This is a genomic window from Corynebacterium ulcerans (genome assembly GCF_900187135.1).
In the GTDB taxonomy this organism is placed as follows: domain Bacteria; phylum Actinomycetota; class Actinomycetes; order Mycobacteriales; family Mycobacteriaceae; genus Corynebacterium; species Corynebacterium ulcerans.
The window spans coordinates 260,043-285,760 of record NZ_LT906443.1 but is presented as its reverse complement, the minus strand read 5'-3'; the positions used below and the strand labels follow the sequence as shown (position 1 = coordinate 285,760).

21 protein-coding genes and 1 tRNA gene are annotated in these 25,718 nt (G+C 51.7%); 10 read left to right on the top strand and 12 right to left on the bottom strand.

Annotated features, from left to right (window positions below; genetic code table 11):
* Positions 1-81: 81 nt before the first annotated feature.
* A complete protein-coding gene (locus CKV68_RS11470; protein ID WP_014836393.1) occupies positions 82-291 on the top strand; it encodes a hypothetical protein in 210 nt (69 codons plus the stop codon).
* Positions 292-350: 59 nt separating this feature from the next.
* Here CKV68_RS11470 and CKV68_RS01240 read toward each other — a convergent pair whose 3' ends face one another.
* From CKV68_RS01240 to can, 5 genes are all read right to left on the bottom strand, one after another.
* The gene (locus CKV68_RS01240) at positions 351-1,715 is read right to left on the bottom strand and encodes a PFL family protein (protein WP_095075448.1); all 1,365 of its coding nucleotides are present in this window, start codon (positions 1,713-1,715) and stop codon (positions 351-353) included.
* Positions 1,716-1,736: 21 nt separating this feature from the next.
* Positions 1,737-2,006 (bottom strand): ACT domain-containing protein, encoded by a 270-nt coding sequence (locus CKV68_RS01235; protein WP_013241939.1) that lies wholly within the window; start codon positions 2,004-2,006, stop codon positions 1,737-1,739.
* Positions 2,007-2,058: 52 nt separating this feature from the next.
* Entirely contained in the window at positions 2,059-2,778 is a 720-nt protein-coding gene (locus tag CKV68_RS01230) for a glutamine amidotransferase (protein WP_013911514.1), read from the bottom strand.
* A 77-nt stretch (positions 2,779-2,855) separates the two neighbouring features.
* Positions 2,856-3,434 carry a TetR/AcrR family transcriptional regulator gene (locus CKV68_RS01225; RefSeq protein WP_013911513.1) on the bottom strand — a complete coding sequence of 193 codons (579 nt, stop codon included), beginning with the start codon at positions 3,432-3,434 and terminating at the stop codon, positions 2,856-2,858.
* A gap of 96 nt (positions 3,435-3,530) precedes the next feature.
* A complete protein-coding gene (gene can, locus CKV68_RS01220; protein ID WP_014525779.1) occupies positions 3,531-6,338 on the bottom strand; it encodes an aconitate hydratase in 2,808 nt (935 codons plus the stop codon).
* Between the two features lie 417 nt (positions 6,339-6,755).
* Between can and CKV68_RS01215 the strand changes: the two genes are divergently transcribed.
* The 3 genes from CKV68_RS01215 to CKV68_RS01205 all read left to right on the top strand — a co-directional run bounded on the left by CKV68_RS01215 (position 6,756) and on the right by CKV68_RS01205 (position 10,810).
* Positions 6,756-7,220 carry an Rv1476 family membrane protein gene (locus CKV68_RS01215; protein WP_095075447.1) on the top strand — a complete coding sequence of 155 codons (465 nt, stop codon included), beginning with the start codon at positions 6,756-6,758 and terminating at the stop codon, positions 7,218-7,220.
* A gap of 573 nt (positions 7,221-7,793) precedes the next feature.
* Entirely contained in the window at positions 7,794-9,536 is a 1,743-nt protein-coding gene (locus CKV68_RS01210; protein ID WP_095075446.1) for a DIP1281 family NlpC/P60 protein, read from the top strand.
* Positions 9,537-9,679: 143 nt separating this feature from the next.
* Positions 9,680-10,810 (top strand): ferrochelatase, encoded by a 1,131-nt coding sequence (locus CKV68_RS01205; RefSeq protein WP_095075445.1) that lies wholly within the window; start codon positions 9,680-9,682, stop codon positions 10,808-10,810.
* Here CKV68_RS01205 and CKV68_RS01200 read toward each other — a convergent pair.
* Complete coding sequence (locus tag CKV68_RS01200) at positions 10,792-11,565, bottom strand: hypothetical protein (RefSeq protein WP_095075444.1); 774 nt, start codon at positions 11,563-11,565, stop codon at positions 10,792-10,794. The genes CKV68_RS01205 and CKV68_RS01200 overlap by 19 nt on opposite strands.
* 33 nt (positions 11,566-11,598) lie before the next feature.
* On the opposite strand from CKV68_RS01200, the gene CKV68_RS01195 reads away from it, so the two are divergent.
* Genes CKV68_RS01195 through CKV68_RS01185 form a run of 3 tightly spaced genes read left to right on the top strand, consistent with a single transcriptional unit; the run spans position 11,599 to position 14,132 of the window.
* Complete coding sequence (locus CKV68_RS01195) at positions 11,599-12,441, top strand: DUF3097 domain-containing protein (protein ID WP_095075443.1); 843 nt, start codon at positions 11,599-11,601, stop codon at positions 12,439-12,441.
* A gap of 50 nt (positions 12,442-12,491) precedes the next feature.
* Positions 12,492-12,920: an NfeD family protein gene (locus tag CKV68_RS01190; RefSeq protein ID WP_014836385.1), complete on the top strand. Its 429-nt coding sequence runs from the start codon at positions 12,492-12,494 to the stop codon at positions 12,918-12,920.
* Positions 12,921-14,132, top strand: coding sequence for an SPFH domain-containing protein (locus CKV68_RS01185; RefSeq protein ID WP_013911505.1), 1,212 nt, complete (start codon positions 12,921-12,923; stop codon positions 14,130-14,132).
* Between the two features lie 69 nt (positions 14,133-14,201).
* Here CKV68_RS01185 and CKV68_RS01180 read toward each other — a convergent pair whose 3' ends face one another.
* On the bottom strand, positions 14,202-14,774 hold the full coding sequence (locus tag CKV68_RS01180; protein ID WP_013911504.1) for a hypothetical protein: 573 nt from the start codon (positions 14,772-14,774) through the stop codon (positions 14,202-14,204).
* 88 nt (positions 14,775-14,862) lie between these two features.
* Entirely contained in the window at positions 14,863-15,564 is a 702-nt protein-coding gene (locus tag CKV68_RS01175; RefSeq protein WP_014836383.1) for a TVP38/TMEM64 family protein, read from the bottom strand.
* A 225-nt stretch (positions 15,565-15,789) separates the two neighbouring features.
* Here CKV68_RS01175 and CKV68_RS01170 point away from each other — a divergent pair, with 225 nt between their 5' ends.
* The 3 genes from CKV68_RS01170 (at position 15,790) to meaB (ending at position 20,994) form a co-directional block, all read left to right on the top strand.
* Positions 15,790-17,601 carry a methylmalonyl-CoA mutase family protein gene (locus CKV68_RS01170; RefSeq protein WP_095075442.1) on the top strand — a complete coding sequence of 604 codons (1,812 nt, stop codon included), beginning with the start codon at positions 15,790-15,792 and terminating at the stop codon, positions 17,599-17,601.
* Positions 17,602-17,606: 5 nt separating this feature from the next.
* On the top strand, positions 17,607-19,814 hold the full coding sequence (scpA, locus tag CKV68_RS01165; RefSeq protein ID WP_095075441.1) for a methylmalonyl-CoA mutase: 2,208 nt from the start codon (positions 17,607-17,609) through the stop codon (positions 19,812-19,814).
* A gap of 76 nt (positions 19,815-19,890) precedes the next feature.
* Complete coding sequence (meaB, locus tag CKV68_RS01160) at positions 19,891-20,994, top strand: methylmalonyl Co-A mutase-associated GTPase MeaB (RefSeq protein ID WP_013911500.1); 1,104 nt, start codon at positions 19,891-19,893, stop codon at positions 20,992-20,994.
* 9 nt (positions 20,995-21,003) lie between these two features.
* Here meaB and CKV68_RS01155 read toward each other — a convergent pair whose 3' ends face one another.
* The 4 genes from CKV68_RS01155 to CKV68_RS01135 form a co-directional block, all read right to left on the bottom strand.
* Complete coding sequence (locus tag CKV68_RS01155; RefSeq protein WP_029975285.1) at positions 21,004-22,476, bottom strand: SDR family NAD(P)-dependent oxidoreductase; 1,473 nt, start codon at positions 22,474-22,476, stop codon at positions 21,004-21,006.
* A gap of 19 nt (positions 22,477-22,495) precedes the next feature.
* Positions 22,496-23,449, bottom strand: coding sequence for a DNA glycosylase AlkZ-like family protein (locus CKV68_RS01150; protein WP_095075440.1), 954 nt, complete (start codon positions 23,447-23,449; stop codon positions 22,496-22,498).
* A gap of 46 nt (positions 23,450-23,495) precedes the next feature.
* Complete coding sequence (locus CKV68_RS01145; RefSeq protein WP_095075439.1) at positions 23,496-25,145, bottom strand: ABC-F family ATP-binding cassette domain-containing protein; 1,650 nt, start codon at positions 25,143-25,145, stop codon at positions 23,496-23,498.
* Positions 25,146-25,407: 262 nt separating this feature from the next.
* Positions 25,408-25,493, bottom strand: a tRNA-Leu gene (locus CKV68_RS01135).
* Between the last annotated feature and the right edge of the window lie 225 nt (positions 25,494-25,718).

Below are 25,718 nucleotides of genomic sequence, written 5' to 3'. Positions count from 1 at the left end.
GGTAGCTAAAGAAACCCCGTAGTATCAAATACAACAGGATGTTTCTTAGTCAGCAATAGCCACGATGGAACGGAAAGAAAAATGAAAAAGTGGTTCACTCTAAACTCTACTGAACGAAAAATCGTTATTTCTGTCTTAGTTGCGGACGTGATAGGCAAGGCTGCTGCATGGCATTTTCTCTATCATCTTCCATCTCAAAAAATAATTGGATCTAAGTGGCTGTGGCTACCAGTTACGTTTATAGGAGGACTGGGCGCACCAGCTTTTTTGGCTTTCGGAATAAAAAAGTAGTGTGCTGAGCAGTTATCCATCAATAACTGCTCAGCACACTATAAAGCTGGAAGAAAAGATTAGTTCCTAAAACCATGTACCGGAGCGGGGATGAAACCACCGCGCTGGATAAAGGCAGAATTATCAACGGTGGATACGGGGATAACGGGGGCGTATCCCAGGAGGCCGCCAAAGTTAACCTCATCGCCAGGGTGAGTACCAGGAACAGGGATTACGCGGACGGCTGTGGTCTTATGGTTCATGACGCCGATTGCAGCTTCGTCGGCGATCATGCCAGAAATCAGCTCTGCCGAGGTAGCTCCAGGAATAGCAATCATGTCTAGGCCCACCGAACAGATTGCTGTCATTGCTTCGAGTTTATCCACGGAAATGTTTCCAGCACGTACTGCGTCGATCATTCCCTTGTCTTCTGAAACAGGGATGAAAGAGCCGGAGAGGCCTCCCACGCGGGAGCAGGCCATCATGCCGCCCTTTTTCACTGCGTCATTAAGCAATGCAAGAGCCGCGGTTGTTCCATGAGTTCCTACTTGATTAAGCCCCATGTGCTCCATAATGTGTGCAACAGAATCGCCTAGTTCCGCGGTTGGTGCTAGTGAGAGATCCACGATGCCAAAAGGAACCCCCAAGCGTTCGGATGCCATATTTCCCACTAATTGTCCTGCGCGGGTGATTTTAAAAGCAGCCTTTTTAATGGCTTCTGCGACCTGATCTAGGCTAGCTCCATCAAGAGAACCAAGCGCCCTATCCACAACACCAGGTCCGGACACACCGACGCTTACCACGCAGTCGGGTTCTTCCACACCATGGAAAGCTCCGGCCATAAAGGGGTTATCGCCCACAGCATTAGCAAAAACGACCAATTTAGCGCAAGCAATTGCACTGTTATCCTTAGTCAGTTCTGCTGCTTCTTTAATGACCCTGCCCATTTCCCTTACCGCATCCATGTTGATGCCGGCGCGGGAAGAACCAATGTTAACGGAAGAACAAACAACATCCGTAACAGTTAGTGCCTCAGGGATGGAGTCAATAAGCTTCTTATCCCCTGAGGTCATGCCCTTTTCGACTAATGCGGAGTAGCCGCCAATAAAGTTGACTCCTACTGCCTTTGCGGCTCGATCGAGAGCCTTCGCAATTTCTACAGGGCTGCCATCGACAGCTGCAGCAATGAGGGCCACAGGTGTCACGGAAATGCGTTTGTTGACGATGGGGATTCCGAGTTCGCGTTCAATGCCTTCACACTCGGATACCAGATCTTTAGCTACGGTCGTGATCTTGTTATAAATCGCATCGCACGTATCCTCCATTGTTCCCCGGACACAATCTAGAAGGCTGATGCCCATAGTTACGGTGCGAATATCAAGACGATATTTTTCAATCATCTCGATTGTTTCCAAGATATTGCTGCTTGAATGAAGCGTAGTCATGTGTCTGAAGTTCCTCAGGAGCTAGATTGTGTTCATAGCATCGAAAATGGCTTGGGACTGAATCCGGATGACCAGATTTTGATCCTTTTCCACTCCTGCCATGTGCTCTTGAATCGTGGCGATGTCTGTCGCAGAATCATCAAAGGAGACGTGAAGAATCATGGTGAAATAGCCATCCATGATTGTCTGCGACACATTATTAATATTGATTTCAAGCTCTGCGCATTTGGTAGCGACTGCAGCAATGATTCCAGTGTGGTCTGCACCGGTGACGGAAATAATGGCGAACATGACGCTATCTTAGCGGGAGGTCGAATGAGCGGATCTTTCGGGGGAGAGTTACTTAGCGGTTGTTCCGGCAGACCTCAACAAAATTTTGTAGCACTTTGTTGGAATGCGTCGTGTCAATATAGGGGAGCATCGCAACGATGGAATCGTAATCTTCGGGGGTGAAATACCCATAGTCAAAATAGAAATCCATACGCGTTTTCATCGCAGCAGCATCCATTTCTGCATGAAACTGGCACGCCCATGTGGAGCTGTTGATTCGAACCATCTGGATCGGACAAGTGGGTCCCGTAGCTAATAACGTAACCCCGTGTCCGAGGCTCTCAGCACTTTCTGTGTGTCCGGTGAGCGAGCTAAACTCTGCGGGAAGGTCGCGGGTGATTCTATCTTGTTTCCCCTCAACAGTGAGCTGAACGATCGTAGGACCAGATGCTTCAGGATGCGAACGCTCGACGGTTCCACCTGTCAGGGATATAGCAAGCGCCGTACCGTAACAAATAAAAAACACTGGGAGGGGAGCGTCGATAAGCTTCTGTAGCTCTGAATGAACCTGAAGCTGCCATTGGTCATAGGAATCGTTGGTAACGTTGAGCGGACTACCACCGACGATTACTCCGTCAAATCCTTCCAAAGACCCCACGGTTGCTTCGGCGGTATCCAACATTCGCTGCGTGAGCTGTTCGGGAGAAAGGCCCGTGGCGCGAAGGACATCGTTATATTCAGCGTGCGCAACTGATTCGCCAGATCGTGGAGAGACTAAAAGAACGGAGACCATAGAAGTAACTCTAGACTACTTGGTCTAGAGTTACAGAATGCTGTGCCGTGATGATGCGGTTTGTCTGGCACGGGGCCCTACGACGTAGGCTTTGAGTGAGAACGCACAGTTTCTTCTACAAGGTCGAGGACTTGATCAAGATCCTCTGTCGCTGTACCGGAAGCTAGGCGGGAAATAAAGCCATCCATCACTGTTTCCAGGTAGGTATGAAGCACCTGTATGGGGACGTCGTCACGCATTCTTCCTAAATGCGCATTTCGCTCAAGGCGAGTTACTACCGCTTCGTCTAATACTCGTTGATGCTCTTGCCACCGAGCTCTGAAAGCTGGATCCGTGCGGAGCATTTTGGTGATCTCTAGCCGCGTGGCCAGCCAATCGTGTCGCTCCGGATGATCAAGCATATCTCGCATGACTTCAACCAAGCCGTTTTCCGCAACAACTTCCGCCATCCGTGCGGCGTCTTCCCGTGCCAACGCCAGAAAAAGATTTTCTTTGTCGCTGAAATGATGAAAAATTGCGCCACGAGACTTTCCTATAGTCTCTTCCAGACGACGTACGGTCGCTCCCTCGTAGCCGTGCTCAGCGAAACACCTGCGAGCCCCTTCTAGGATCTCTTGGCGACGCAACGTCAGTTCGGTGCTACTTACAACGGGCACGAAGGACCCCTTCCTTCTGGTCTAAAGAATCGAGGACTCCACTCAAGGAGAGTGGAGTCCTCGAAGTTCATGATCCTAAATGATTAAAGCTGCACATTAGCCCTTAATCATCTGGCGGAGCACGAATTGCAGGATACCGCCGTTACGGTAGTAATCTGCCTCACCTGGTGTATCGATACGAACAACTGCATCGAATTCAACCTTATCGCCGGAATCCTTTGTAGCCGTTACATGAACGGTTTTTGGAGTAACTCCGTTGTTCAGCTCTTCGATGCCTTCGATGTCAAAGACCTCAGTGCCATCTAAGCCGAGGCTTGCATGCGACTCGCCTTCAGGGAACTGCAGTGGAATCACGCCCATACCAATGAGGTTAGAGCGGTGAATACGCTCGAAGGACTCGGTGATAACAGCTTTGACTCCGAGGAGGTTGGTACCCTTTGCGGCCCAGTCACGCGAGGAACCGGTACCGTACTCCTTTCCGCCTAGAACAACTAGCGGAACGCCAGCAGCCTTGTAGTTTTCGCATGCGTCGAAAATAAAGGCCTGAGGTGCACCCTCTTGTGTGAAGTCGCGCGTATAACCGCCTGCGACGTCTACCAGCTGGTTCTGTAGACGGATGTTGGCAAAAGTGCCTCGCATCATGACTTCGTGGTTACCACGGCGAGATCCCAAAGAGTTGTAGTCATTGCGCGATACGCCATTGGCGTCCAGATATTGCGCAGCAGGAGTTCCTGGTTTGATGGACGACGCAGGGGAGATGTGGTCGGTGGTTACCGAGTCGCCTAGCTTGGCTAGGACGCGGGCACCCTTGATATCGGTGACAGGGGAGGTCTCCAGCGTCATGCCGTCAAAGTAAGGCGCCTTGCGGATGTAGGTAGAGGACTCGTCCCACTCAAAAGTCTTGCCTTCTGGGGTGGGGAGGTTCTGCCATTGTTCGTCACCCTTGAACACATCGGCGTAGTCAGCTTCATAGAGCTCACGAGAGATGGCAGACTCGATGGTGGACTCGATCTCTTCAGTAGAGGGCCAAATGTCCTTGAGGAAGACATCATTTCCGTCCTGGTCTTTGCCGAGCGCTTGAGTCTCAAAGTCAAAGTCCATTGTTCCCGCGATAGCATAAGCGATGACCATGATCGGGGATGCCAGATAATTCATCTTAACATCGGGGGAGATACGGCCTTCGAAGTTGCGGTTACCGGACAGGACAGCGGTTGCGGTCAAGTCGTGCTCGTTGATCGCGGTGGAAATCTCTTCTGGAAGCGGGCCAGAGTTGCCGATACACGTGGTGCAACCAAAGCCGGAGAGGTAGAAGCCCAGAGCTTCAAGATCTTTCCAGAGATCGGCGCGGCGGTAGTAGCCGTCGACTACCTGGGAACCAGGCGCACAAATGGTCTTGACCCATGGCTTAGCTTTGAGTCCCTTTTCTGCAGCCTTACGCGCGATCAGACCCGCACCAATCATGACGGATGGGTTAGAAGTGTTAGTGCAGGATGTAATGGAAGCGATAGCAACCATGCCATGATCGAGCGTGTACTCGCCGCCGTTTGGAGATGTCACCACTACAGGGTTGGACTGACGGCCGGCCGCGCCTGCAGCAGCAGACTCGCCGTTGCCTGAACGGGAAGCGTTGTAGTTAACGTTGGAGTCACCGTCTTCTTGTACTGCGCCCTCGGCGTCCATGCGCTTTGCGGGTAGAGACTCATCAGCAGGTTCTGCTGAACAGTAATCAGGAAGATCTTTACGGAATTGCTCTTTAGCCTCGGTGAGCAGGATGCGGTCCTGTGGACGCTTGGGGCCGGCGATCGAAGGAACAACCGTACCAAGGTCTAGCTCTAAGTACTCGGAATACTGAGCCTCTGGTGCGTCTTGGTCAAGCCACATGCCTTGAGCCTTGGCGTATGCCTCCACGAGAGCGATCTGCTCTTCAGGGCGTCCGGTAAGACGAAGGTACTTGACGGTTTCTTCGTCGATCGGGAAGATTGCACAGGTAGAGCCGAATTCTGGCGACATGTTGCCGATGGTTGCGCGGTTAGCAAGCGGAACGGACTTAACGCCGTTGCCGTAGAATTCAACGAACTTTTGAACCACACCGTGCTCACGGAGCATTTCGGTGATGGTAAGCACAACGTCGGTTGCGGTCACGCCCGTTGGGATTTCACCAGTAAGCTTAAATCCGACAACACGAGGGATGAGCATTGAGACTGGCTGGCCAAGCATAGCTGCTTCAGCTTCGATGCCACCGACACCCCAGCCGAGAATGCCGAGGCCGTTTTCCATCGTGGTGTGTGAATCGGTGCCGATGCAGGTATCAGGGTAGGCCACGCCTTCATTGTCAAAAACAACGCGTGCGAGGTTTTCGATATTTACCTGGTGAACAATGCCTGTTCCCGGAGGAACCACGCGGAAGTTGGAGAAGGACTTGGAACCCCAACGTAGGAACTGGTAGCGCTCTGCGTTGCGTTCGTACTCAATTTCTACGTTTTTAGCCAGTGCGTCGTGAGAGCCGAAAGCCTCAACGATAACTGAGTGGTCGATAACCATCTCGGCAGGGTTGAGTGGGTTGACATCATCAGGGTCGCCGCCCAGGGTCTTAACTGCTTCCCGCATGGTTGCTAGGTCAACAACACAGGGAACGCCGGTGAAGTCCTGCATCAAAACACGCGCGGGGGTGAACTGAATCTCGATGCTTGGCTCAGCGCTGGGATCCCAGTTAGCAATGGCGTTGATGTGGTCGGCGGTGATGTTTGCGCCGTCTTCTGTGCGGAGAAGATTCTCCCCGAGAACCTTCAGGGAGTAAGGCAGATTCTCCATTCCTTCAACTGCATTGAGCGCGAAGTAATCATAAGACTTGTTGCCAACCTCAAGCGTCTGCTTGGCGTTGAAGGAGTTCTTGCTTTCAGTCACGGTGAGCTCCACTTCCAAATAGTGATCAGTTTCTTCTGTTCACAGCTGCTGCGTAGTGCTTTGGGCCGGTATCAGCAGCGGATCATATTGTCGTCGTCACCCGTTTCCTGAACCTCGAAACGGTGTATGGATATGACGTCGCCTAACGCACATTCTAACAGTACGAGCGTTCTGTTGGCCAATGTTTCAGGCCGTGTGTTGTTATTTTCACCCCCTCGTGGCGGTTATCGAGCTTTATTAATTCAGAGCGAATTCACAAGCAGGGGTGGGGGCAGGCAGAAGGAGAGGCGTTTAATTTCCTTTAGGGGTGGGGTCTGTATTTTGTTAGGTGCCTTTCACTCCCGAGCTATCCTGGACTCCTTGTTATATTTGACACCTAGGGCTCTATCTAACAATCATGGAAACACTGGAGGGGCGATGCTGCCGCAGGGGATCGACGTCAATGCCTATGAAGCTGAACTTAAATCAAGTGGCGTAGCTTTGCAGACTCCCAATGTTGAAGTGCGTGAGAAGCTTATCGACGCCACCCAGGGGCGAGGGCTCGCTATCGCGGTGGTTGATCAGACCCCTGAGCATCCGGCCGACCTGAGGGACCTAGCGCAGGAGCTTCTTAATAGGCTTTCCGCTGATAGTGAAGTCTCAACGGTGGCCGTGCGCTCTCCCCATACTGGGGCCATAGTAAGTAAAGGGCATAGTAGGGCAGAACTGGAAGCGGCGCAGCATCAGTTTTTTTCCGAGCCAGATTATGTAGTGGGGGTTACTCGGCTGGCGATGGATTTAGAGCATGAAACCATTCCGCTACTCCCTATTGGTTTCGCGTCCATGGCTGTTGTTTTTCTGGCGATCGTTGGAACATTTATCTCACAGCGTCGTCGAGGTTAGTTCCGTGAGGTAAATGTGCTATAAGCACCCCTTAAGTCAAGCCCTTTTTCTTGACTTAAGGGGTGCTTGTTTATGTTTTGTGGGGATTTTTATAACGCGTTCATTTTTGGGTCTAGCCTGGATGTCTCCATATCTTGTCAGGGTTAGTGGCTTGACTTTTGACTAGTTGGAAATTGGTCGAATGCATTCAAAATCCCGTCTTCCCTGTCCGACACGCAGCAGTGGGTCAATTTGTGATGTAAATAACAAATTGAATGCATGATTGTAGAGTTTGCAGGTCAAGTGCATAAGTGTGACTGAAGTGGCTTTAGAGTACGGGTTAGGCTAAAGGAAAAGATGAAGACAAAGTGGAAAAAGTGCTTTATGGTTCAATTGTTGACTCGCGAGTCGACTCAAGACACTTGACCTAGCCAAAATCACGCATGTGGGGAAGCACGCGGAGGAAGAGGCTGGTCACGATCTCAACGTTGGTTCGCGAGTCGTTTAAATAGAAAGCTGTTTCCTCCTAGTTTTGCGCTGGGACATAGATGTGTGCGGTTTTTCCGTCGCGTTTGGAGACTGACAGGAGAACTCGTGACCAATTTCGCTTCACGCCGCGGCTATACAGCCAGAGTTAATGCGTTAGGGAAAGCTCGCATTATTGTTGCGTCGGGTGTTATCGCCGCATGTATTGGAAGCATCACACCTGTATATGCCGAGCCGGTAAACCCTTCTGACTCAGAGATCGCCGAAGCTAATGGGGCGGTCGGTCAGGCAGAAGGCAAAGTCTCTGGCCTGGCAGCTTCCTTATCTAGTTCTGATAGTCAGATCGCTAGCCTGGAAATGGAAATGGGTGGTCTGCGAGAAGCTGTAAATAAAGCACTTGTGGACTATCACGATGCCCAGAGCTCCGCTCAGCAGGCGCGCGAGGGTGTTTCAGTTGCACGTTCTCATCTTGACGAGACTCAGTCGGAGATTGTTAATGCTCAAAAAGTATTAGATGAGATCTCTCGGAGTGCGTATCGTAAGGGGGCGGCCCCTAGCGGTGTTGCAGGCGTTGCTGGAAAGGCAGCATCTGAGGACGCGCTGGACCGGCAAACATATCTACGTACCAATGCGGAGAAGCAGCGGGAGGCCGTCGACAAGCTTGATCGTCTCCGCACTGAGCAGGCGAACGAGGAATCTCGGTTGCGCGAGGCTCGGAATCTTGCGGAGCAGCGTGAAAAGGCTGCCGAAAGTGCTAAAGCGACAGCTCAACAGGCTATCGACGATTCCAGTGCCAAGCTTGAAGACAACCTACGTAAGCGTGCTGAGCTTGTTGCGCACCGAGATGAGGCTCAACGCGAGCTTGATGCTGCGCGGGGCAATGTTTCTCATCTGAACAACCAGCGCAACGAATATAAAGAGTACAAGGAAGCTGAAGCCGCTCGTAAAAAGGCGGAAGAAGAAGCTGCTGCGGCAGAGAAGGCTCGCCAAGAAGCCGAAGCTGCACAGAGGGCTAAAGAAGAAGCCGCTCGGATCGCCGCGGAAGCTGCTGCGAAGGCTGCAAGGGAAGCTGCTGAAGAGAAATCTCGTAAGGAAGCTGAAGCTCGAGCCGCGCAGGCTGCCGAGGAAGCTGCAGCCGCAAGAAGGGAAGCGGAGCAGCGGGCTGCCGCTCAGGAGCGTGCGCAGCAAACTCGTCGGGATGCGAACACGGCCTCCGCGACGGCAGCTGAGGCACTTATCCAAGCTGCTATGCCAGATCATGCTTCGCTCAATAACTCCCAGACTGGCAACGGGCTCAACACGGTACAGTCTCCGCAGGCCGTAGATGCGGCTAACGGGGATTCCGTACTGCGGGACCTGGATGTTGTGCAACCAGAGACCTTAGACACGCTCACCAAAAAAGCGACGGCAGCGGCTGGAAATGCTAGCCGTTCTGCAAAAATTGAGACTGTTATCTCTCGCGCTCAAGCCTATATTGGAACTGAGTATGCCTGGGGTGGCGGCAATGCAAGCGGCCCCACATTAGGCATACGCGATGGCGGAGTGGCTGACTCCTACGGCGACTATAATAAGGTCGGTTTCGACTGCTCTGGCCTCACACTTTATGCTTTTGCGGGTGTGGGTATCGCGCTCCCTCACTATTCTGGCTACCAGTACCAGAAAGGGACAAAAATCAGTCCTTCCGAGATGGAACGAGGCGACTTGATCTTCTATGGTCCTAACGCGGAAAACCACGTTGCCATTTACCTGGGTGATGGAACAATGCTGGAAGCCCCGCAGTCAGGTTCTACAGTGAGGATCTCCCCCGTGCGGTGGTCTGGAATGAGCCCATATGCAGTGCGCCTGATCTAAGTAGGTGTACAGCAGTTTTAAACGCCCCAGAAGTGGAATTGAGAAAGCAATCTCTACTTCTGGGGTTGGTTTATGGTCCGGGAACGCAGCAGTTCCTCTTTCTTAATTTCTCCTGTGATCTAGAACGGTGTTAGGCTTTGCACATGGCCGACTTTGATAGTGTGTACCGATCAAAAGCTCTTCATTCATTACCTGTGTGGAATTTAGAGGATGTTGATGCTGTGCTGGTTCTATCTTTTGGGGGACCAGAAGGGCCTGAACAGGTGCTACCTTTTTTGGAAAACGTCACACGCGGCCGCGGTATACCACGTGAAAGGCTTGAGGAAGTTGCCGTTCACTACCATCATTTTGATGGAGTAAGTCCTCTTAATCGGCTTAACCGTGAGATTGTGGCCAATCTTGAAGCTGAACTGCGAAAGCAGAATTTAGCGATCCCAGTCTACTTTGGTAATAGGAATTGGCACCCCTATGCCAATGACGTTGCTGAAGAAATATCGAAGGCGGGGCATCGCAAGATTATGGTGTTTGCAACGTCTGCGTGGGGTGGCTATTCAGGTTGTCGTCAATATGGGGAAGACCTGGTCAAGTTAAACCAGCATCTCGACGCCAGGGGACTTCCTCAGTTGGAGTTTTTAAAAGTTCGCCAATTTTTTGACCACCCCAGTTTTATCAATGAAGAAGTCGAAGTCGTACAGCAGGCCTTTGCGAGCTTTGGGGTAAGCGCTAAAGAGGGGGGAAAACAAGGAATACGACTTGTTTTTACTGCTCATTCCATCCCATTGATAGCTGACGAAACTTCAGGAACAATTACTGATGGAAATCTTTATTCACGTCAGATCGCTGAAGCATCGCGTCTTGTTGCTGATCGACTCGGGGTTCAAGAATATGATGTGGTGTGGCAATCGGCTTCAGGAAACGGAAAAATTCCTTGGCTTGAGCCGGATATCGTGGATCATATTACTGACCTTCATTCCCAAGGTATTCGCAAAGTAGTTGTCTCCGCTATCGGTTTTATCTCAGATCATATGGAAGTGGTTTGGGACTTAGATAATGAGCTACAGGTTGAGGCGGAGAAGCTCGGGATCACAATCGTCAGGGCACAAACCGTGGGGCACACCAGCGCATTTGCATCGATGGTTGTCCAGCTTGTTCATGAGACCCTCAACCCAGATTCCGCTCAACATCTTGGGACGGTTCCGTCGAGAGGTTGTTCTTTTAACGGAGCGGCTTGCGCACCCCAGTGCTGTCAGCCTGCTCAACGTCCCCATTCGTGAATGGCATAGCTGACAGCTGTCATTCGAGCTTCTCGTATATGTTTACCCAAGTTTAATAGCTGCTGATCAAAAGAATGATCACCTAGAACGCTGGTCACGGTCTCCATAATCGCCGTTACTTGGTCTGCTCGTGCAATGAGCTTTGCCGCCCTAGGTGCAATAGCATCGGGAAGCCCGGGAGTTTCATAAAAATCGTTGAGTAGTCCAACGGTGAGCCGCGGGTTGGCTAACTCGGAGTTGCGCATACCGCTCGACTGGATCAGCTCAGCGGCGGTTCTGGTTGCTTCAGTCAGCAGGCGATCGGCGTCGCCTGGAGTCAGGTATGAAGATGCAGGCAGGGGATCGGAAGTCGTAAAAGATTCCCAAGTAGTAAACCCATTGATCTCTTTCCAACGTGGAACCAAGATATGGGTTTGGGTTGACAAATTTCCGGGAACAATGATTGCGCCTCCAGCACGTTGAGCCCATGTTGTCGCTTCATGGTGTGCAGGCAGACCAACAGGCGTTCCAGGGCCATCAAGGGCGATTCTGAGTAGGGGATCTCCAGAGGATGTATGTAATAGCGGTCTGGTGATTGACCTTAGGGTCTGGGCTAGTTCAAAGAACCCGATATCTCCGTCTCCTAGGCGGTGCGGGCCTTCGAGGTCATTAAGGGCCTGTTCGGTGTCGTCATAGGACTCATGGCCGTAGAGCCATGCTGCGATCCACAATGCTGTATTTTGCAGCGGTGAATAGACATGTGTGCGGATGTTCATAACTGAAGCGAGTTTAGCGAATACTCTAGGTCTATGAGCTTTACTGATCCTTATTCCGGGAATATTCTTAACGGGCATTCTCGCCAGAAGCGACCGTCTTTTCCTCAGATTCCGGCGGAGCCAGGTCTCGTCGTAGAAGTAATGGCTGATGGTTTTGTCGGTGCTGTAGTTAATTTTGAACGCACTTATGACGGCGACTTCATTCGGCTTGAAGACCGGCACGGGAGAGAACGTATTTTCAAAATGCGCGAAGGTGCGTTCATGATCGATGGACAAAGAGTCTCGTTGACTCGTTATGTACCTAAGGCTCCACAACAAAGGTCTAATTCGGGGTCAAGACGCGTACACAATGTAGAAGCCAAGGTAGCTGCACCTTCAAGGATCTGGGTAGAAGGTATTCACGATGCAGCAATTGTGGAGAAAATCTGGGGGCATGATCTCCGCGTGGAAGGAGTGGTTGTTGAATATCTTGAAGGTTTAGATAATCTTCCCGAACGTTTGGATGAATTTCAGCCACAACATGGACGCCGAGTTGGTGTTTTAGCGGATCACTTGGTCACAGGTTCTAAAGAAATGCGCCTAACCTCATCTGTTGGTCCTCATGTCCTGGTTACGGGGCACCCTTTTATAGATATTTGGGCTGCAGTGAAGCCTGAACGGCTCGGGCTGCGTGCCTGGCCAGGAGTACCTTACGGAGAAGACTGGAAAACTGGGGTTTGCCGGCGCGTGGGGTGGAGTGATCCTAAAGAGGGATGGAATCGCGTTTATAACGCGGTGAGTTCTTTTCGTGATGTGGATTCTTCGCTCATCGGTGCGGTTGAAAGGCTTGTTGACTTTGTGACCACCCCAGAGTTAAGCAAAGAAGATCTTGTGTAGTCCTTAAAATCTTCAACCGATTGCACAGTGTTTTTCAGTATGATGGTGGCGTGGCAGCTTTGATTTGGTTAATCGCAGGTATCTCACTCATTGGCTTAGAGTTGCTTGCCGGTGAGTTGACCTTTCTTATGCTCGGACTTGGAGCTTTAGCTGCAGCCGCAGTTGGCCTTGCAGACGCACCCCTTTGGGTAGAAGCGACTACCTTTGCCGCTACATCTATCGCCTTTCTTTTTATCCTTAAACCAGCTCTTAAAAAGAGGCTTTACAAGCCTGTTGCATTGGATACATCCGCGCGTGCCCTCATCGGATCCGCAGCTGAGGTTCTCGAACCGATAACGGGAGAAGGCGGACAGATTCGATTCGACGGATCTATATGGTCTGCGCGGAGTCTTGATCCGGGGCATCATTTTGAGCCGGGTCAATCGGTCACAGTAATAGAAATTGACGGTGCGACAGCAGTCGTCTGGAAGGAATCATAAGTGTCTTTTATTTTTTTAGCGGTGGTGGTGGTCTTTGTGGCTCTCGTCATCGCAAAATCAATCGTCATTATTCCTCAAGGTGAGGCGGCTGTCATCGAACGTCTTGGGCGCTATACAAAGACGGTTTCTGGTGGTGTGAGTCTTCTTGTTCCCTTCATCGATCGCGTTCGGGCAAAAGTGGATACAAGGGAGAGGGTTGTTTCTTTCCCACCTCAGGCAGTGATCACGCAAGATAACCTGACAGTTGCCATTGATACGGTAGTGACATTCCAAATCAATGACGCTGCTCGTGCTATCTATGGAGTAGACAACTACATTGTCGGTGTTGAGCAAATCTCAGTAGCTACGCTTCGCGACGTAGTAGGCGGTATGACTCTGGAAGAGACTTTAACGTCGCGCGAGGTTATTAACCGTAGACTGCGCGGTGAATTAGACGCTGCTACGACCAAATGGGGTCTGCGTATTAGCCGAGTCGAGCTCAAAGCGATTGATCCGCCACCATCGATCCAGCAGTCGATGGAAATGCAGATGAAAGCTGACCGAGAAAAGCGCGCCATGATTTTGACTGCAGAGGGGCGCCGTGAGTCAGATATTCGTACTGCGGAAGGCGAGAAGCAAGCTAAAATTCTTGCTGCAGAGGGTGAAAAACACGCGGCGATTTTGGCGGCTGAAGCCGAGCGCGAAGCTACTATTTTGCGAGCTGAAGGAGACAGGGCAGCAAGGTATTTGGAAGCTCAAGGTGAAGCACGAGCAATCCAAAAAGTTAACGCTGCAATTAAATCAGCTCAGGTGACTCCTGAGGTCTTGGCCTACCAGTACCTGGAAAAGCTCCCTAAGCTTGCTGAGGGTAAAGCATCGACTATGTGGATGATCCCGAGTCAGTTCGGTGATTCCCTTGAACAGTTTGCTAAAGCGTTAGCCAAGAAAGATGATGACGGAGTTTTCCGTTATGAAAGTAGCGAGGTAGATCAACGCAGCCTTGACGTGGCAGAGGAAGATGATCATGAGGATTGGTTTAAAGCTTCATCCAATCCGGAAATCGAGGCCGCAGTAGCAGCTGCAAAAGCGGTGGCAAACAAACCCGTGGATGAACCTACGAGCGTTACGGGTTCTTCCTCAAAAGAAAAAGCTAGCGCACAGCCTGCGATTGAGCAGAAAACGCTAAATCAGACTGATGATTTAATGTTAGGAAACCCAGAAGCTTTCGCATAAGCGCAATGAAATTAAGCCGTTATCTTCAATATCAGAAGGTAACGGCTTTTCTTTGATTTCGAGGTTTCTTTATGCGTTTTCGCGATTTGCTCGTTTAAGGATCTGGATGGCTAGTCGGTATCCGGAGAGTTCTGCTTGCCAGCCGGCAGCCTGCAATCGCTGGCTCATTGCCTGCTTGGATATGCCAAGTTCTGCTGCGGCTTCGTTTTGGTTAAAACCCGAACGCATGAGACTTGTCGCTTCTCTACCTTCGGGAGTCCGGCGTGAGAGAACATAGTTGAGCAAAGAAAAGGCTGATTGAATAGAATCTGCCCAGTTTTTATCGTGCTTGACCTTTGCTTTGATGGTGCCACCGCGGGCGCTATTACCTAACGCCGTAGCAGCGAGAACAAGAGCATCGTCTCGGGTAGCAGTAGGCGAATCAAGCACGCCTATTCCTATTGCCCAGTCGCCTCCAGCGATGAGTGCCATGACTGTGTCACAGGCGGCCTCGGCTGTTGTTATAACTGACGCTATGTCTTCTACGCCAACAACCGTAAACTCATCCACTCCTTTTAGCGTGCTTAACGCTCGTGCGGACTGTTGAACGAACTGAGCGCGTCGACGCTCTCGTCCACGGTATCGCGCATGGATAGCGAACAAGATACTCCCTTATACATTAAAAATAAATGAAGGTTAAGAGGAAGATGACCTTCCCCTGTAAAACTATATGGATATGAGCATAGTCTATCTACCGGCGCGTTTTAACTGGCATGCGGGCGTCGATAAGCAACCCCAGGATGCCTAACCCTGCAAGTGAAGCTGAGAATAGAAGAATTTTTACATCTGCACCACGCAGGATGGAATCTCCGAGAATAACGACCACGATAGTGCCTGGTGCAGAACCTACGAGTGTCGCTAGAGCGAAGCCAAGAGGGGGAACGGCGGTTAGGGCAGCCACATAATTCATGATGGAAAAGGGGACGCCGGCGATCATACGCAATGAAGCGACAGCAAGCCATCCTCGCTGACGTAGACGTTGGTTGATTCCAGAAACTGCTGGATGAGTGAGCCTTGGCGCCATCCATTCGCCTAATAGTTTGCGGACTATAAGTAGAGAGATCACTGCGGAGATTGTTGTGCATGTGAGAGCAATGATGATCCCTTTGATAGCACCAAAGAGAACCCCAGCGGACAAAGTAAGGAGGGTACGTGGAATCGGAAACTGAGTGATTCCGATATAGAGAAAAGCGAACAAAATCACAAAGGCGCTACCTGCCTCATTGGCCCAGGCCCTTAGTGTTTCCACACTGGGAACATCCATGAGAATCGTAATGAGAATAAAAGCCACACCTAGTGCAAAAACACCTATCTTTTTAGCCATACTCCATGACCTAATAGTGTTTAATCCATCACGAAAAATGCCCCAAGCAAAGTTAAAAAAACTGTTCACGAGGGTTTACCTTAATGCCCGATTCCACCCATTCGGGAAAAAGCCCACAGAAAAGAATTGATGCAGACTACACTTAAGGCTTGTTGTGAGGCATTAGGTGCTTTAGATGATCTGGTGCCCAGCGCCACGACATATCAACTCAAGACACAAACGGAGCTTGGAGTCTGTCCCTTGTCCAAGGGTCAGCCTCGAGTTCCACAAATGTGAGGGGAGTGGGTCCCACTCGTGACTGACACACGATTCGCCCAAACCGAAGAATTTGAAGCCCAACAGCAGGCTTGGTACAAGGCTGTTGCCAAGGTTTTTGCCCGAGTACGTAAGCAAGACGTTGCCGATATTCCGCTTGATATCTGGAAAAAGCTGATTCGTACAACCTATGACGGAATTAACGTTAACCCGCTGTATAACCGCGTTGATGAGCTCGCTGAAGTCACTCTTCCTGGAGTCTTCCCGTTTACTCGCGGCGCACGCGGCGCAGGCGCTGAGGAAGGCGTTGGCTGGGGAGCGACCGAGTCTTTCGGTCCCTCCGCTTCGAATGAGCAACTTTTATCTGCGCTCGATAACGGTACGACTGACATCGTTATTTACGGCGCTGAGGGCGTCGAAAAGCTGTTGAAGGGAGTGCTCTTTCAGTACGCTCCGGTTCGACTTAACTCAGGCGAGGCCACTGCCAGTGCGGCAGAGGAGCTTTATAAGCTTATCGACGCCCAAGATGCTGATCCCAAGCTGATCGAGCTGGGAGCTTCTCCGCTTTCTTCTTGGGTCGATGGATCTGCCTCTGTTGACCTACCCACTGCGGTGTCTTTGGCCGTCGGCGCAGCAGAACGCAAGAATACTCGTGCCATCCTGATTGATGCCGTTTCTTTCTCTAACCAGAGTGCTACGGATGCACAAGAAATCGGTTTGGCTCTTGCCGCTGGCGCTCAGTATCTCAGGGAGCTTACCGCAGCAGGCCTGAATGTTGCTGACGCACTTGATCAGTTGTCCTTCCGATATGCGGTCACCGATGACCAGTTTGCGCAGATCTCTAAGCTGCGCGCCGCGCGTACCCTGTGGGCACGAGTTGCGGAAATCGTCGGCGCAGCAGAGCACGGTAGTGCGCCACTCCACGCCTTGACGGCTCCAGTTATGTTTTCTCAGCGTGACCCATGGGTCAATATGCTGCGTTCAACGGTCGCTGCTTTTGCCGGTGGAGTTGGCGGTGCTCATGACGTTGAGGTGCTGTGCTTTGACTGGGCAATCCCCGGCGGGCTTCCCAAGATTTCTCGCCCGTTTGCGCACCGTATCGCGCGTAACACCAACCTGCTTCTTCTAGAAGAGTCCCACCTAGGCCATGTTATCGATCCTGCTGGCGGTAGCTACTACGTGGAAAAACTCACCTCGGAAATCGCCGAGAAAGCATGGAAGGTTTTCACTGAGATTGAAGCTCAAGGTGGTTTCACCGCAGCTTTCGAATCTGGTGTACTCACGTCCATGTTGGATGAGTCCCACGAGGCAATCCGAAACGATATCGCTCATCGTGTTAAGAAGATCACTGCGATTAACGAGTTCCCCAATCTTGCAGAGGCTCCTCTTCCCGCAGAGCTACGCGTGGAACCAACTCACGTTCGTCGCTGGGGCGCACAGTTTGAGGCGTTGCGTAACCGCTCAGATGCGTTCATGGAAGTCCATGGGAAGCGTCCAGCAGCGGCACTTATTCCACTAGGCCCGCTAGCTAAGCACAACATCCGCACAGGGTTTATCACCAACCTATTGGGTACTGGCGGCATTGAGGCGCTCAACCCCGGTCAGGTCACTCCGGGAACCCCCGAGTTTGAGCAGGCAGCACACGCGGCTTCTATTGCCGTGATCTGCGGAACAGACGCGGAATACGATGCCTCTGGTGCAGAAGCTTTTGCTGCATTGCGTGAAGCAGGCGTTGAGACCATTTTGCTGGCTGGCTCACCAGGGCATGATTTTGAGCCGGATGATTACTTGAACCTCAAGATCGACGCAGGCGCTACGTTGACTAGCCTGCTCGACAAGTTGGGAGCATAAGCACAATGACCACCATCCCAAATTTCGCTGAGTACTCTGCAGCAGCTGAGACAAAAGCTGCGGATAACGCTGATTCTTTGCGTGAACAAGTATGGACAACGCCAGAGGGCATTGACGTCCCGCGGGTATTTAATCGCGATGATCGTGATGATTCGGTTCCGGCTGAACAGCTGGATTCTTTCCCCGGCATGGTTCCTTTTATGCGTGGACCCTATCCCACCATGTACACCAACCAGCCATGGACAATCCGTCAGTACGCGGGCTTTTCCACAGCTGCGGAATCCAATGCCTTTTATCGCCGTAACCTTGCCGCTGGTCAGAAAGGTCTGTCGGTTGCTTTTGACCTAGCTACTCACCGCGGATATGACTCAGATAATGAGCGCGTTGTTGGTGATGTCGGTATGGCAGGCGTGGCTATTGACTCGATTCTGGATATGCGAGAATTATTCGCTGGTATTGACCTCGGTAGAGTTTCGGTGTCCATGACCATGAATGGTGCAGTTCTTCCCGTCCTGGCTTTCTATATCGTGACTGCAGAGGAACAAGGAGTTGCTCCTGAACAGCTGGCCGGAACTATTCAGAACGATATTCTGAAAGAGTTCATGGTTCGTAACACCTACATTTATCCGCCGAAGCCGTCCATGCGCATCATCTCTAACATTTTCGAATACACCTCGATGAAGATGCCGCGGTTTAACTCGATTTCGATTTCCGGCTACCACATTCAAGAAGCAGGTGCTACGGCAGATCTTGAGCTTGCTTACACGCTTGCAGACGGAATCGAATACATTCGTGCGGGTAAAGAGGTCGGACTAGACGTAGACAAGTTTGCTCCCCGTCTATCCTTCTTCTGGGGCATCTCCATGAATACGTTTATGGAGATCGCAAAACTACGCGCAGGACGTCTTTTGTGGAGCGAACTGGTTGCCAAGTTCGACCCGAAGAACCCTAAGTCGCAGTCTCTGCGTACCCACTCGCAGACCTCAGGTTGGTCATTAACTGCGCAAGATGTGTACAACAATGTGCCCCGTACGGCGGTTGAAGCCATGGGTGCTACGCAAGGACACACTCAGTCGCTGCACACCAACGCCCTTGACGAGGCCCTTGCGCTACCAACCGATTTCTCTGCACGCATCGCGCGTAATACCCAGCTTCTTTTGCAGCAGGAATCTGGTACCACAGCTCCAGTTGACCCATGGGCTGGTTCCTATTACATCGAATGGTTGACCGAACAACTCGCTGAGCGAGCACGTGCTCACATCGAGGAAGTCGAGGCCGCAGGTGGCATGGCGCAAGCAACTATCGAGGGAATTCCGAAGCTTCGCATTGAGGAATCTGCCGCTCGTACCCAGGCACGAATTGATTCTGGGCGTCAAGCGCTCATCGGCGTGAACAAGTACGTTGTTGAGGAAGACGAGCAGATTGAAGTTCTCAAGGTTGATAACACGAAAGTGCGTGCTGAGCAGATCGAGAAGCTAGCTAAGTTGCGTGCCGAGCGTGACGAGGCCGAAGTTAAACGCACTCTTGACGCTTTGACAGAAGCCGCCCGTATGGAGACCAAGGAGCCAGGCGATCTGGATCATAATCTCCTTAAGCTCGCGGTCGACTGTGCACGTGCAAAATGCTCAATTGGCGAGATCTCGGACGCACTTGAAGATGTTTTCGGCCGTCATGAGGCAGAGATCCGTACGCTATCTGGCGTGTATAAGGAAGAAGTCGGAAAGGAAGGCGCCGTGGGCAACGTCGATAAGGCTATCGCTATGGCAGATGCCTTTGAAGCGGAAGAAGGCCGCCGCCCGCGTATCTTCATAGCCAAGATGGGTCAGGATGGCCACGATCGTGGGCAGAAAGTTGTTGCTTCTGCTTACGCTGACCTTGGCATGGACGTGGACGTCGGACCGCTCTTCCAGACTCCCGCAGAGGCGGCGCGGGCTGCCGTAGACGCCGACGTTCATGTCGTTGGAGTGTCGTCTCTAGCTGCAGGCCACCTCACCTTGGTACCTGCGTTAAAGGAAGAACTAGCAAAACTTGGTCGTGAAGACATCATGATTGTTGTTGGTGGTGTGATCCCGCCAGGTGACTTCCAAGAGCTTTACGACGACGGTGCTGTGGCAATTTACCCACCAGGTACCGTTATCGCAGAAGCCGCGATCGACATGCTGACTAAGTTGGCAGCAAATCTTGGCATCGAGCTTCAGGTCGATGAAGCTTAGTTAAATCATGCCAACCTCGTCACCGGTCGCTCTTGTGCGCGACCGGTGACGTCGTTTTCGACGGGAAGGATGAGCCATGACCATGGACAATGAATACCTTGAGCATCACTTAGGATCCCTCATGACCACTTCGGGAACAGACCTAGGGGAAGCAACAGCGGTTCCTCCAGAGATTGTGAAACGTGCCCGCCGCCGTATCGACGTGGATGAGCTCTTTGAGGGCGTTCGTCGGTGTGACCGCACCCTTATGTCACGCGCAATTACGCTGTTGGAGTCCACGGCCGCAGCACACCGCGTACTGGCGCAGGAACTGCTGGTTAGGCTGTTGCCCTTTAGCGGAAAAGCATTGCGGGTGGGAATCACTGGTGTTCCGGGAGTCGGAAAATCGACGTTCATCGAGGCACTCGGAATGAAGCTGATCACTGAGGGGCATAAAGTCGCGGTATTAGCTATTGATCCTTCCTCGACCAAAACACGCGGCTCTATCCTTGGCGATAAGACTCGAATGGCCAAGCTCGCAAGAGAAGAGAATGCGTTTATCCGCCCATCACCATCGGCGGGAACACTAGGCGGCGTGGCCAAAGCTACCCGGGAATCCATGGTGGTTTTTGAGGCCGCTGGTTATGATGTCATCCTCGTGGAAACCGTGGGGGTGGGGCAGTCAGAAGTAGCGGTTTCTCAGATGGTGGATTGCTTTACCTTTTTGGCGCTTGCTGGCGCTGGGGATCAGCTCCAGGGAATCAAAAAAGGTGTCCTGGAAATGGCTGATCTCGTCGCAATCAATAAAGCCGATGGCCCCAACCTTAAAAATGCCAAGCGGGCTGCCAGGGAACTAGGTGCTGCGATGCGGATGGTTCGCCAAGAAAGCGACCTGTGGCACCCGCCAACTATGACGATGTCTGCGGTAGAGCATGAAGGGGTAGAAGAGTTCTGGGATCATGTCCAGGAACACCATAAGGTGATGCTGGACTCAGGCACTTTCGAACACACCCGCAGAGAGCAGCAGGTCCAATGGATGTGGTCGATGGTGCACGAGACGCTGCTGCAGCGATTGAACGCAGATCCTGAGGTTAGTTCTGTTCGCAAGCTCGTGGAGATGCAATTACGACAAGCTCAGATAACGCCAACTCTCGGTGCAGAAAAGATTCTTCGGGCTTTTGATCGTAGAGATGAGCGCTGACACGACTTTCTACCAGGGATGGGGCCTATAGTCTTTGAGGAAGCAGCCATAAAGATCAACCCCATTTTCGCCTTGGACTATGGGGTCGTAGACTCTGGCAGCACCGTCGACTAGGTCAAGCGGCGCTCGGAAGCCTTCGTTAGCTAGACGTGTTTTTGTTGTGTGCGGGCGCTCGTCAGTAATCCACCCGGTATCTACGGCAGTCACCAAGACACCGTGCTCGAACATTTCGGTGGCCGTGGTTCGCGTCAACATGTTGAGAGCCGCTTTAGCCATATTTGTGTGAGGATGGCCTGGGCCTTTGTATCCTCGGCCAAAAACTCCCTCCATGGCGGAAACATTGACCACGTACTTTCGACGCGCAGACGATGCCTCTAAAGCGGGGCGGAGCCTGTTCAAGAGGATGAAAGGCGCTGTGGCATTGCATAGCTGAACCTCTAGCATTTCCACGGGATCTATATCACCGACTTTTGCCACCCAAGAATTATGGTTCACTAGGTCGGGGATAAGGCCTCCTGCGTCTACACCGCGGGAGTCATTTCCTGCACGCATCGCCAATGCCGCTATGGTCTGAGCATCGTTAGCGTCTAGGACTCCAGGACTGTCCATGAGGCTGCGATGGTTTTTCTTGCGTTCCAAGGACTCTGGATGGATATTCGTTGGAACACCTAGCTCAAGCAGTGCTACATCATTTTGCAGGCCGCTAAGCGGTTGTGCTTCCGCGGATACCAACCCCGAATATGCTCCGGGCGATCTCCGAACGGTTTGGGCAGCGTTATTGATAAGGATGTCTAACGGAGATTCTCCTACCATGGCGGCAAGCTCTTCGACTCGTGCCGGGTTACGCAAATCAATCCCGACGACGCGCAAGCGCTCAAGCCACTCGGAAGAGTCTGGTATTGCGGTAAACCTGCGGATAGCGTCCTTAGGAAAACGGGTAGTGATGGTCAGATGGGCGCCGTCGCGAAGCAATTTAAGCGCTATATACATGCCGATCTTTGCGCGTCCACCGGTTAGAAGTGCTCGTTTGTCTGTCAAATCTACGCGCTGTTCGCGGCGCTGCCGATTATCACTAGCGCAGTCCGGGCAGAGCTGATGATGGAAGGAATCGACCAAGGTATACGGCTGTTTACAGATATAACAGTTATGCGATTTGTTGAGTCTTCCAGCAAATCCATGGGGTGTGGCTACCGCACCGACTTCAAGCGGAATGGGCTTTTGGCCTTTCGGTGCAATAAGAAGGCCTGCTGTTTCATCGTCAATCCGGCGAGGGTTGGCTGTTGCAGTTGCGGCAAGCACCTGGGCGTCGGCAAGCCTTCTTTGCTGCTTTGCGACGCTCCTGCGATTCTTTTTTACCGTCTTAAAAAGCTTACTCACGGCGTGATGCAGTATGACAGCCTGAGGGTGGTCTTGGGGCAACTCGCCGGCTTCTTTTAAGACTCGTAGCGCAATATCCAACTCGTCTGGATTGATGTCGGTCATTTGCTCTACTTTATCGTCGCTAGGAAGAGCGGCCTATAATAACACCTCCTGAAACCATAAAAGGCCAGGAAATGCCGTTTTTGGTCAGCACAGATAACGGATCGCACTGCGGGGAGAATAATACGTCGCGTTGAGTATAAGACATGAGATACTCGTCAAAGGGAGGCAGCTGAATACGGAGCTGCAAGGCCGCTGCCATTTCACTATCGGAAACATCGTTCTGCCAGCTGCCCATAAACACATCAGGCGATACTTCTAGAAGGGAACCAGCGTCGACTGCTTTTTTAGCTTCGCGACGCACGACGGTTTTAGGCAACGTAGACCACCACGCACAATCGGTTATATGGGCGGGACCGCGAGTGGAAAAATAGTTGGTTATTAACGTGCCAATGCTTGCGTCCTGGTTCACGTTACAGCCAACCGCCTCGGCGCGGATAAAGGTATCGTGATTGCCTGTTTTGGCGCCTTGGATGAGGTCACCAGTGCGGCCTAAACGACGCATGACGTTAGACAACAGAGCGGAATCAATACCGAGGCAATCTCGTAGCTGCTGACGACTATGTGGGGTAGCACAAAGCTGTATGGTGCGTTCGAGGATTTCTGAGTATTCCTGTTCTGTTATCCCAAAACGCTGAGCGGAAGACTCAATAGTTCCCAAACCGCGCTTGCCTATAGCAGCGACAATCCATGCATTATCTTTGTGAAGGAAATGGAGCGTGCCGCGTTGCGACCAGGTACGGATAACCTCATAATCTTTCAGGCAATCGTCTAAATGGCTTTGTATCGTGCCGGTATAAAGTTCATGCACTCCAGTGCGTAAAGCAAGGCCTTGTAATCCACCGGCGTAGTTTTGCCCCTGGGTAGCCATCATGCGAAAGGCCGCGTCCGGTAGCGACGCAGGCTGGGGATGTGCGTCGCTTGGACTGAGATAATGGGCAATCATCCGCCGTGCGCGGATTTCCTCATCGTGCATGACTAGAAATCTTACCCGCTAAAAATTAGGACCGATATTGCACTATCTACGCGGATGAGCCCAGGCAAAGCCTTTTTCCACGCCATTTGTCAATGAGCCATTGGTCGTGGCTGACTATTATGAGAGTTCCGGACCATTCAGAGATCGCGTCTTCAAAAGCTTCGATCGTATTAAGGTCGAGATAGTTAGTCGGCTCGTCGATGAGGAGTATCGCCGGTTGTTTGGCAATGGCAACGGCTATCTGAGCGCGTCGTTGGTTACCCGCGGACAGCGCTGACACTGGAATGTTCCACATAGAGGGATGAATAATTCCTGTGCCCATCTGGCCGATGCCTTCATTCCACACGGTTTCTGTGAAACCGGGATCGCCTTGTTGGGGGAGACGCTGCGGAATAAGTACTAGCCGATCATCTCGTGTAATCGTGCCGCTTGCATCACCATGAGACATAGTCGGTGGGGCGCCAGCAGCAATCCAATTCACTAGCGTGGATTTTCCTGCTCCATTGGGCCCCGTGATAAGCAGATGCTCCCCGTGCATGAGATCAAAGGTGACTTCTTGCAGACGGCGAAGCAGCGTCGCATTTCTCGCAGATACAGCCACTCCAGTCTGCGTCGGTGCGTCGGCAAAGTCTAGGCGCAAGTCATAAGTGCGTAGCTTTCGGACCTCTCGGTTCTTTAAATCGTCGAGGCGTCGATCATCATTGCGAATCCGACGCGCTGCGGTGGAAGTTGCACGATCTGAGTAGAATTTTCGGGCCATGCCTGTTGCAGTTTTCATATGAGAGCCACCCTGAGCGATGCTTTGGCTGGAGGCTCGGTGCGCTTGAATTGAGCGTTTTTCTACCTGCTGGCTACTGTGCAACTGTTTATGCGCTTCACGCGCATGGGTTTTGGCAACAAGATAATCAGAGTAATTGCCCTGACATCTGTATGCACCAGGAATTGTGTCTAGTCCTGAGGCCGTCGCCAGTGCTTGCCAGGAAGCTATATCTAAGTCGTAGATGACCGTGGCCACTTTATTGATAAAGGCACGGTCATGGCTCGCTAATATTACTGGGCCGGACCAATCCATAAGCATCCGTACTAAAAAGTTGCTGCCATCCTTATCAAGGTGATTTGTTGGCTCATCAAGCACCAAAACATCTGGCCGCGACACTAACAACGCAGTTAGCTCAAGGCGCACGCGCTGTCCTGGTGACAATGAGTGAAGGTGCCGTGACCGTCCAGCGCCGGCTAACTGTGGAAGCCCCAGGCCGGCAAGGGTTTCATCGATACGTGCATCGATTGACCACACATCTGTAGAGCTCATCTGGGTGAGCAAAGAGTCATATTCGCTTGCTAGCATGGGATCATTGGGGGAGCAGGCTAGACCAGTGGTCACCTCGTCAAAACGCGATGAAAGAGCGTAAAGATCAGATAATGAATGGTTGAAGAAGTCTTCGACAGTGGTGTGACGCCTAGTGACCTTGAAATCAAACGCATGCGACCGACTGGCATCGTTTGCCGGGTGCATAACGATTTTTCCGTTATCTGGAGTGATTTCTCCAGTGATAAGTTGCAGGAGGGTAGTTTTCCCGCAGCCGTTAGGTCCTACGAGACAGGCGCGTTCGCCAGCGCCGACATGCAAAGAAATATGGTTAAGAAGGGGACGCGAAGTATACGCAAAAGTGACGTCGGTGAGTTCGACAGAAGTCATAGTTGATCTCCAAGAGCAGGGCAACGGTGTAAACGTCTCAGCTCAGCTGAGTAGAGATCAGATCAACATCGAAACGATAACCTCACACATTCGTTTTATTCGACTTAGAGTGGATGGCACTAGCTTAGGCCACAATATACCTGTGGTGCTACCATCCGGGCCGTGTCCGGCGAGATGAGTAACAAGGTGAAATAGTAAAGCAAAACGGAGGTAACAATCCCTTTCGAGTTTGTTACCTCCGTTAAAGCACATTAACTATTTGTGCCCGAGGGGGGACTTGAACCCCCACGTCCGTTAGTAGGACACTAGCACCTCAAGCTAGCGCGTCTGCCATTCCGCCACCCGGGCCGGGTAGTGTTTCCAGCCGCTTGGCTGTTGACTCGCTTAACTATATGAGTGAGTCAACAGATAGGCAAATCGGCAGGTCATAATAGGTAAAAGGCATGTGCGCGTATGTGGTTGAAGCATTTCACTTCAGTGCGTCCGTTATGCCATGCATCTTTCGCCCCTTGATTGTTTTTCGGGGACTGCATCAGAGCTGAATTTTTACATGGACAAAAGCACTCGTGACTT

Coding starts and splice junctions, on each gene's coding strand:
- CKV68_RS11470 (WP_014836393.1), top strand. CDS start 82: ATGAAAAAGTGGTTCACTCTAAACTCTACTGAACGAAAAATCGTTATT.
- CKV68_RS01240 (WP_095075448.1), bottom strand. CDS start 1,715: ATGACTACGCTTCATTCAAGCAGCAATATCTTGGAAACAATCGAGATG.
- CKV68_RS01235 (WP_013241939.1), bottom strand. CDS start 2,006: ATGTTCGCCATTATTTCCGTCACCGGTGCAGACCACACTGGAATCATT.
- CKV68_RS01230 (WP_013911514.1), bottom strand. CDS start 2,778: ATGGTCTCCGTTCTTTTAGTCTCTCCACGATCTGGCGAATCAGTTGCG.
- CKV68_RS01215 (WP_095075447.1), top strand. CDS start 6,756: ATGCTGCCGCAGGGGATCGACGTCAATGCCTATGAAGCTGAACTTAAA.
- CKV68_RS01205 (WP_095075445.1), top strand. CDS start 9,680: ATGGCCGACTTTGATAGTGTGTACCGATCAAAAGCTCTTCATTCATTA.
- CKV68_RS01200 (WP_095075444.1), bottom strand. CDS start 11,565: ATGAACATCCGCACACATGTCTATTCACCGCTGCAAAATACAGCATTG.
- CKV68_RS01195 (WP_095075443.1), top strand. CDS start 11,599: ATGAGCTTTACTGATCCTTATTCCGGGAATATTCTTAACGGGCATTCT.
- scpA (WP_095075441.1), top strand. CDS start 17,607: ATGACCACCATCCCAAATTTCGCTGAGTACTCTGCAGCAGCTGAGACA.
- meaB (WP_013911500.1), top strand. CDS start 19,891: ATGACCATGGACAATGAATACCTTGAGCATCACTTAGGATCCCTCATG.
- CKV68_RS01155 (WP_029975285.1), bottom strand. CDS start 22,476: ATGACCGACATCAATCCAGACGAGTTGGATATTGCGCTACGAGTCTTA.
- CKV68_RS01150 (WP_095075440.1), bottom strand. CDS start 23,449: ATGCACGATGAGGAAATCCGCGCACGGCGGATGATTGCCCATTATCTC.
- CKV68_RS01145 (WP_095075439.1), bottom strand. CDS start 25,145: ATGACTTCTGTCGAACTCACCGACGTCACTTTTGCGTATACTTCGCGT.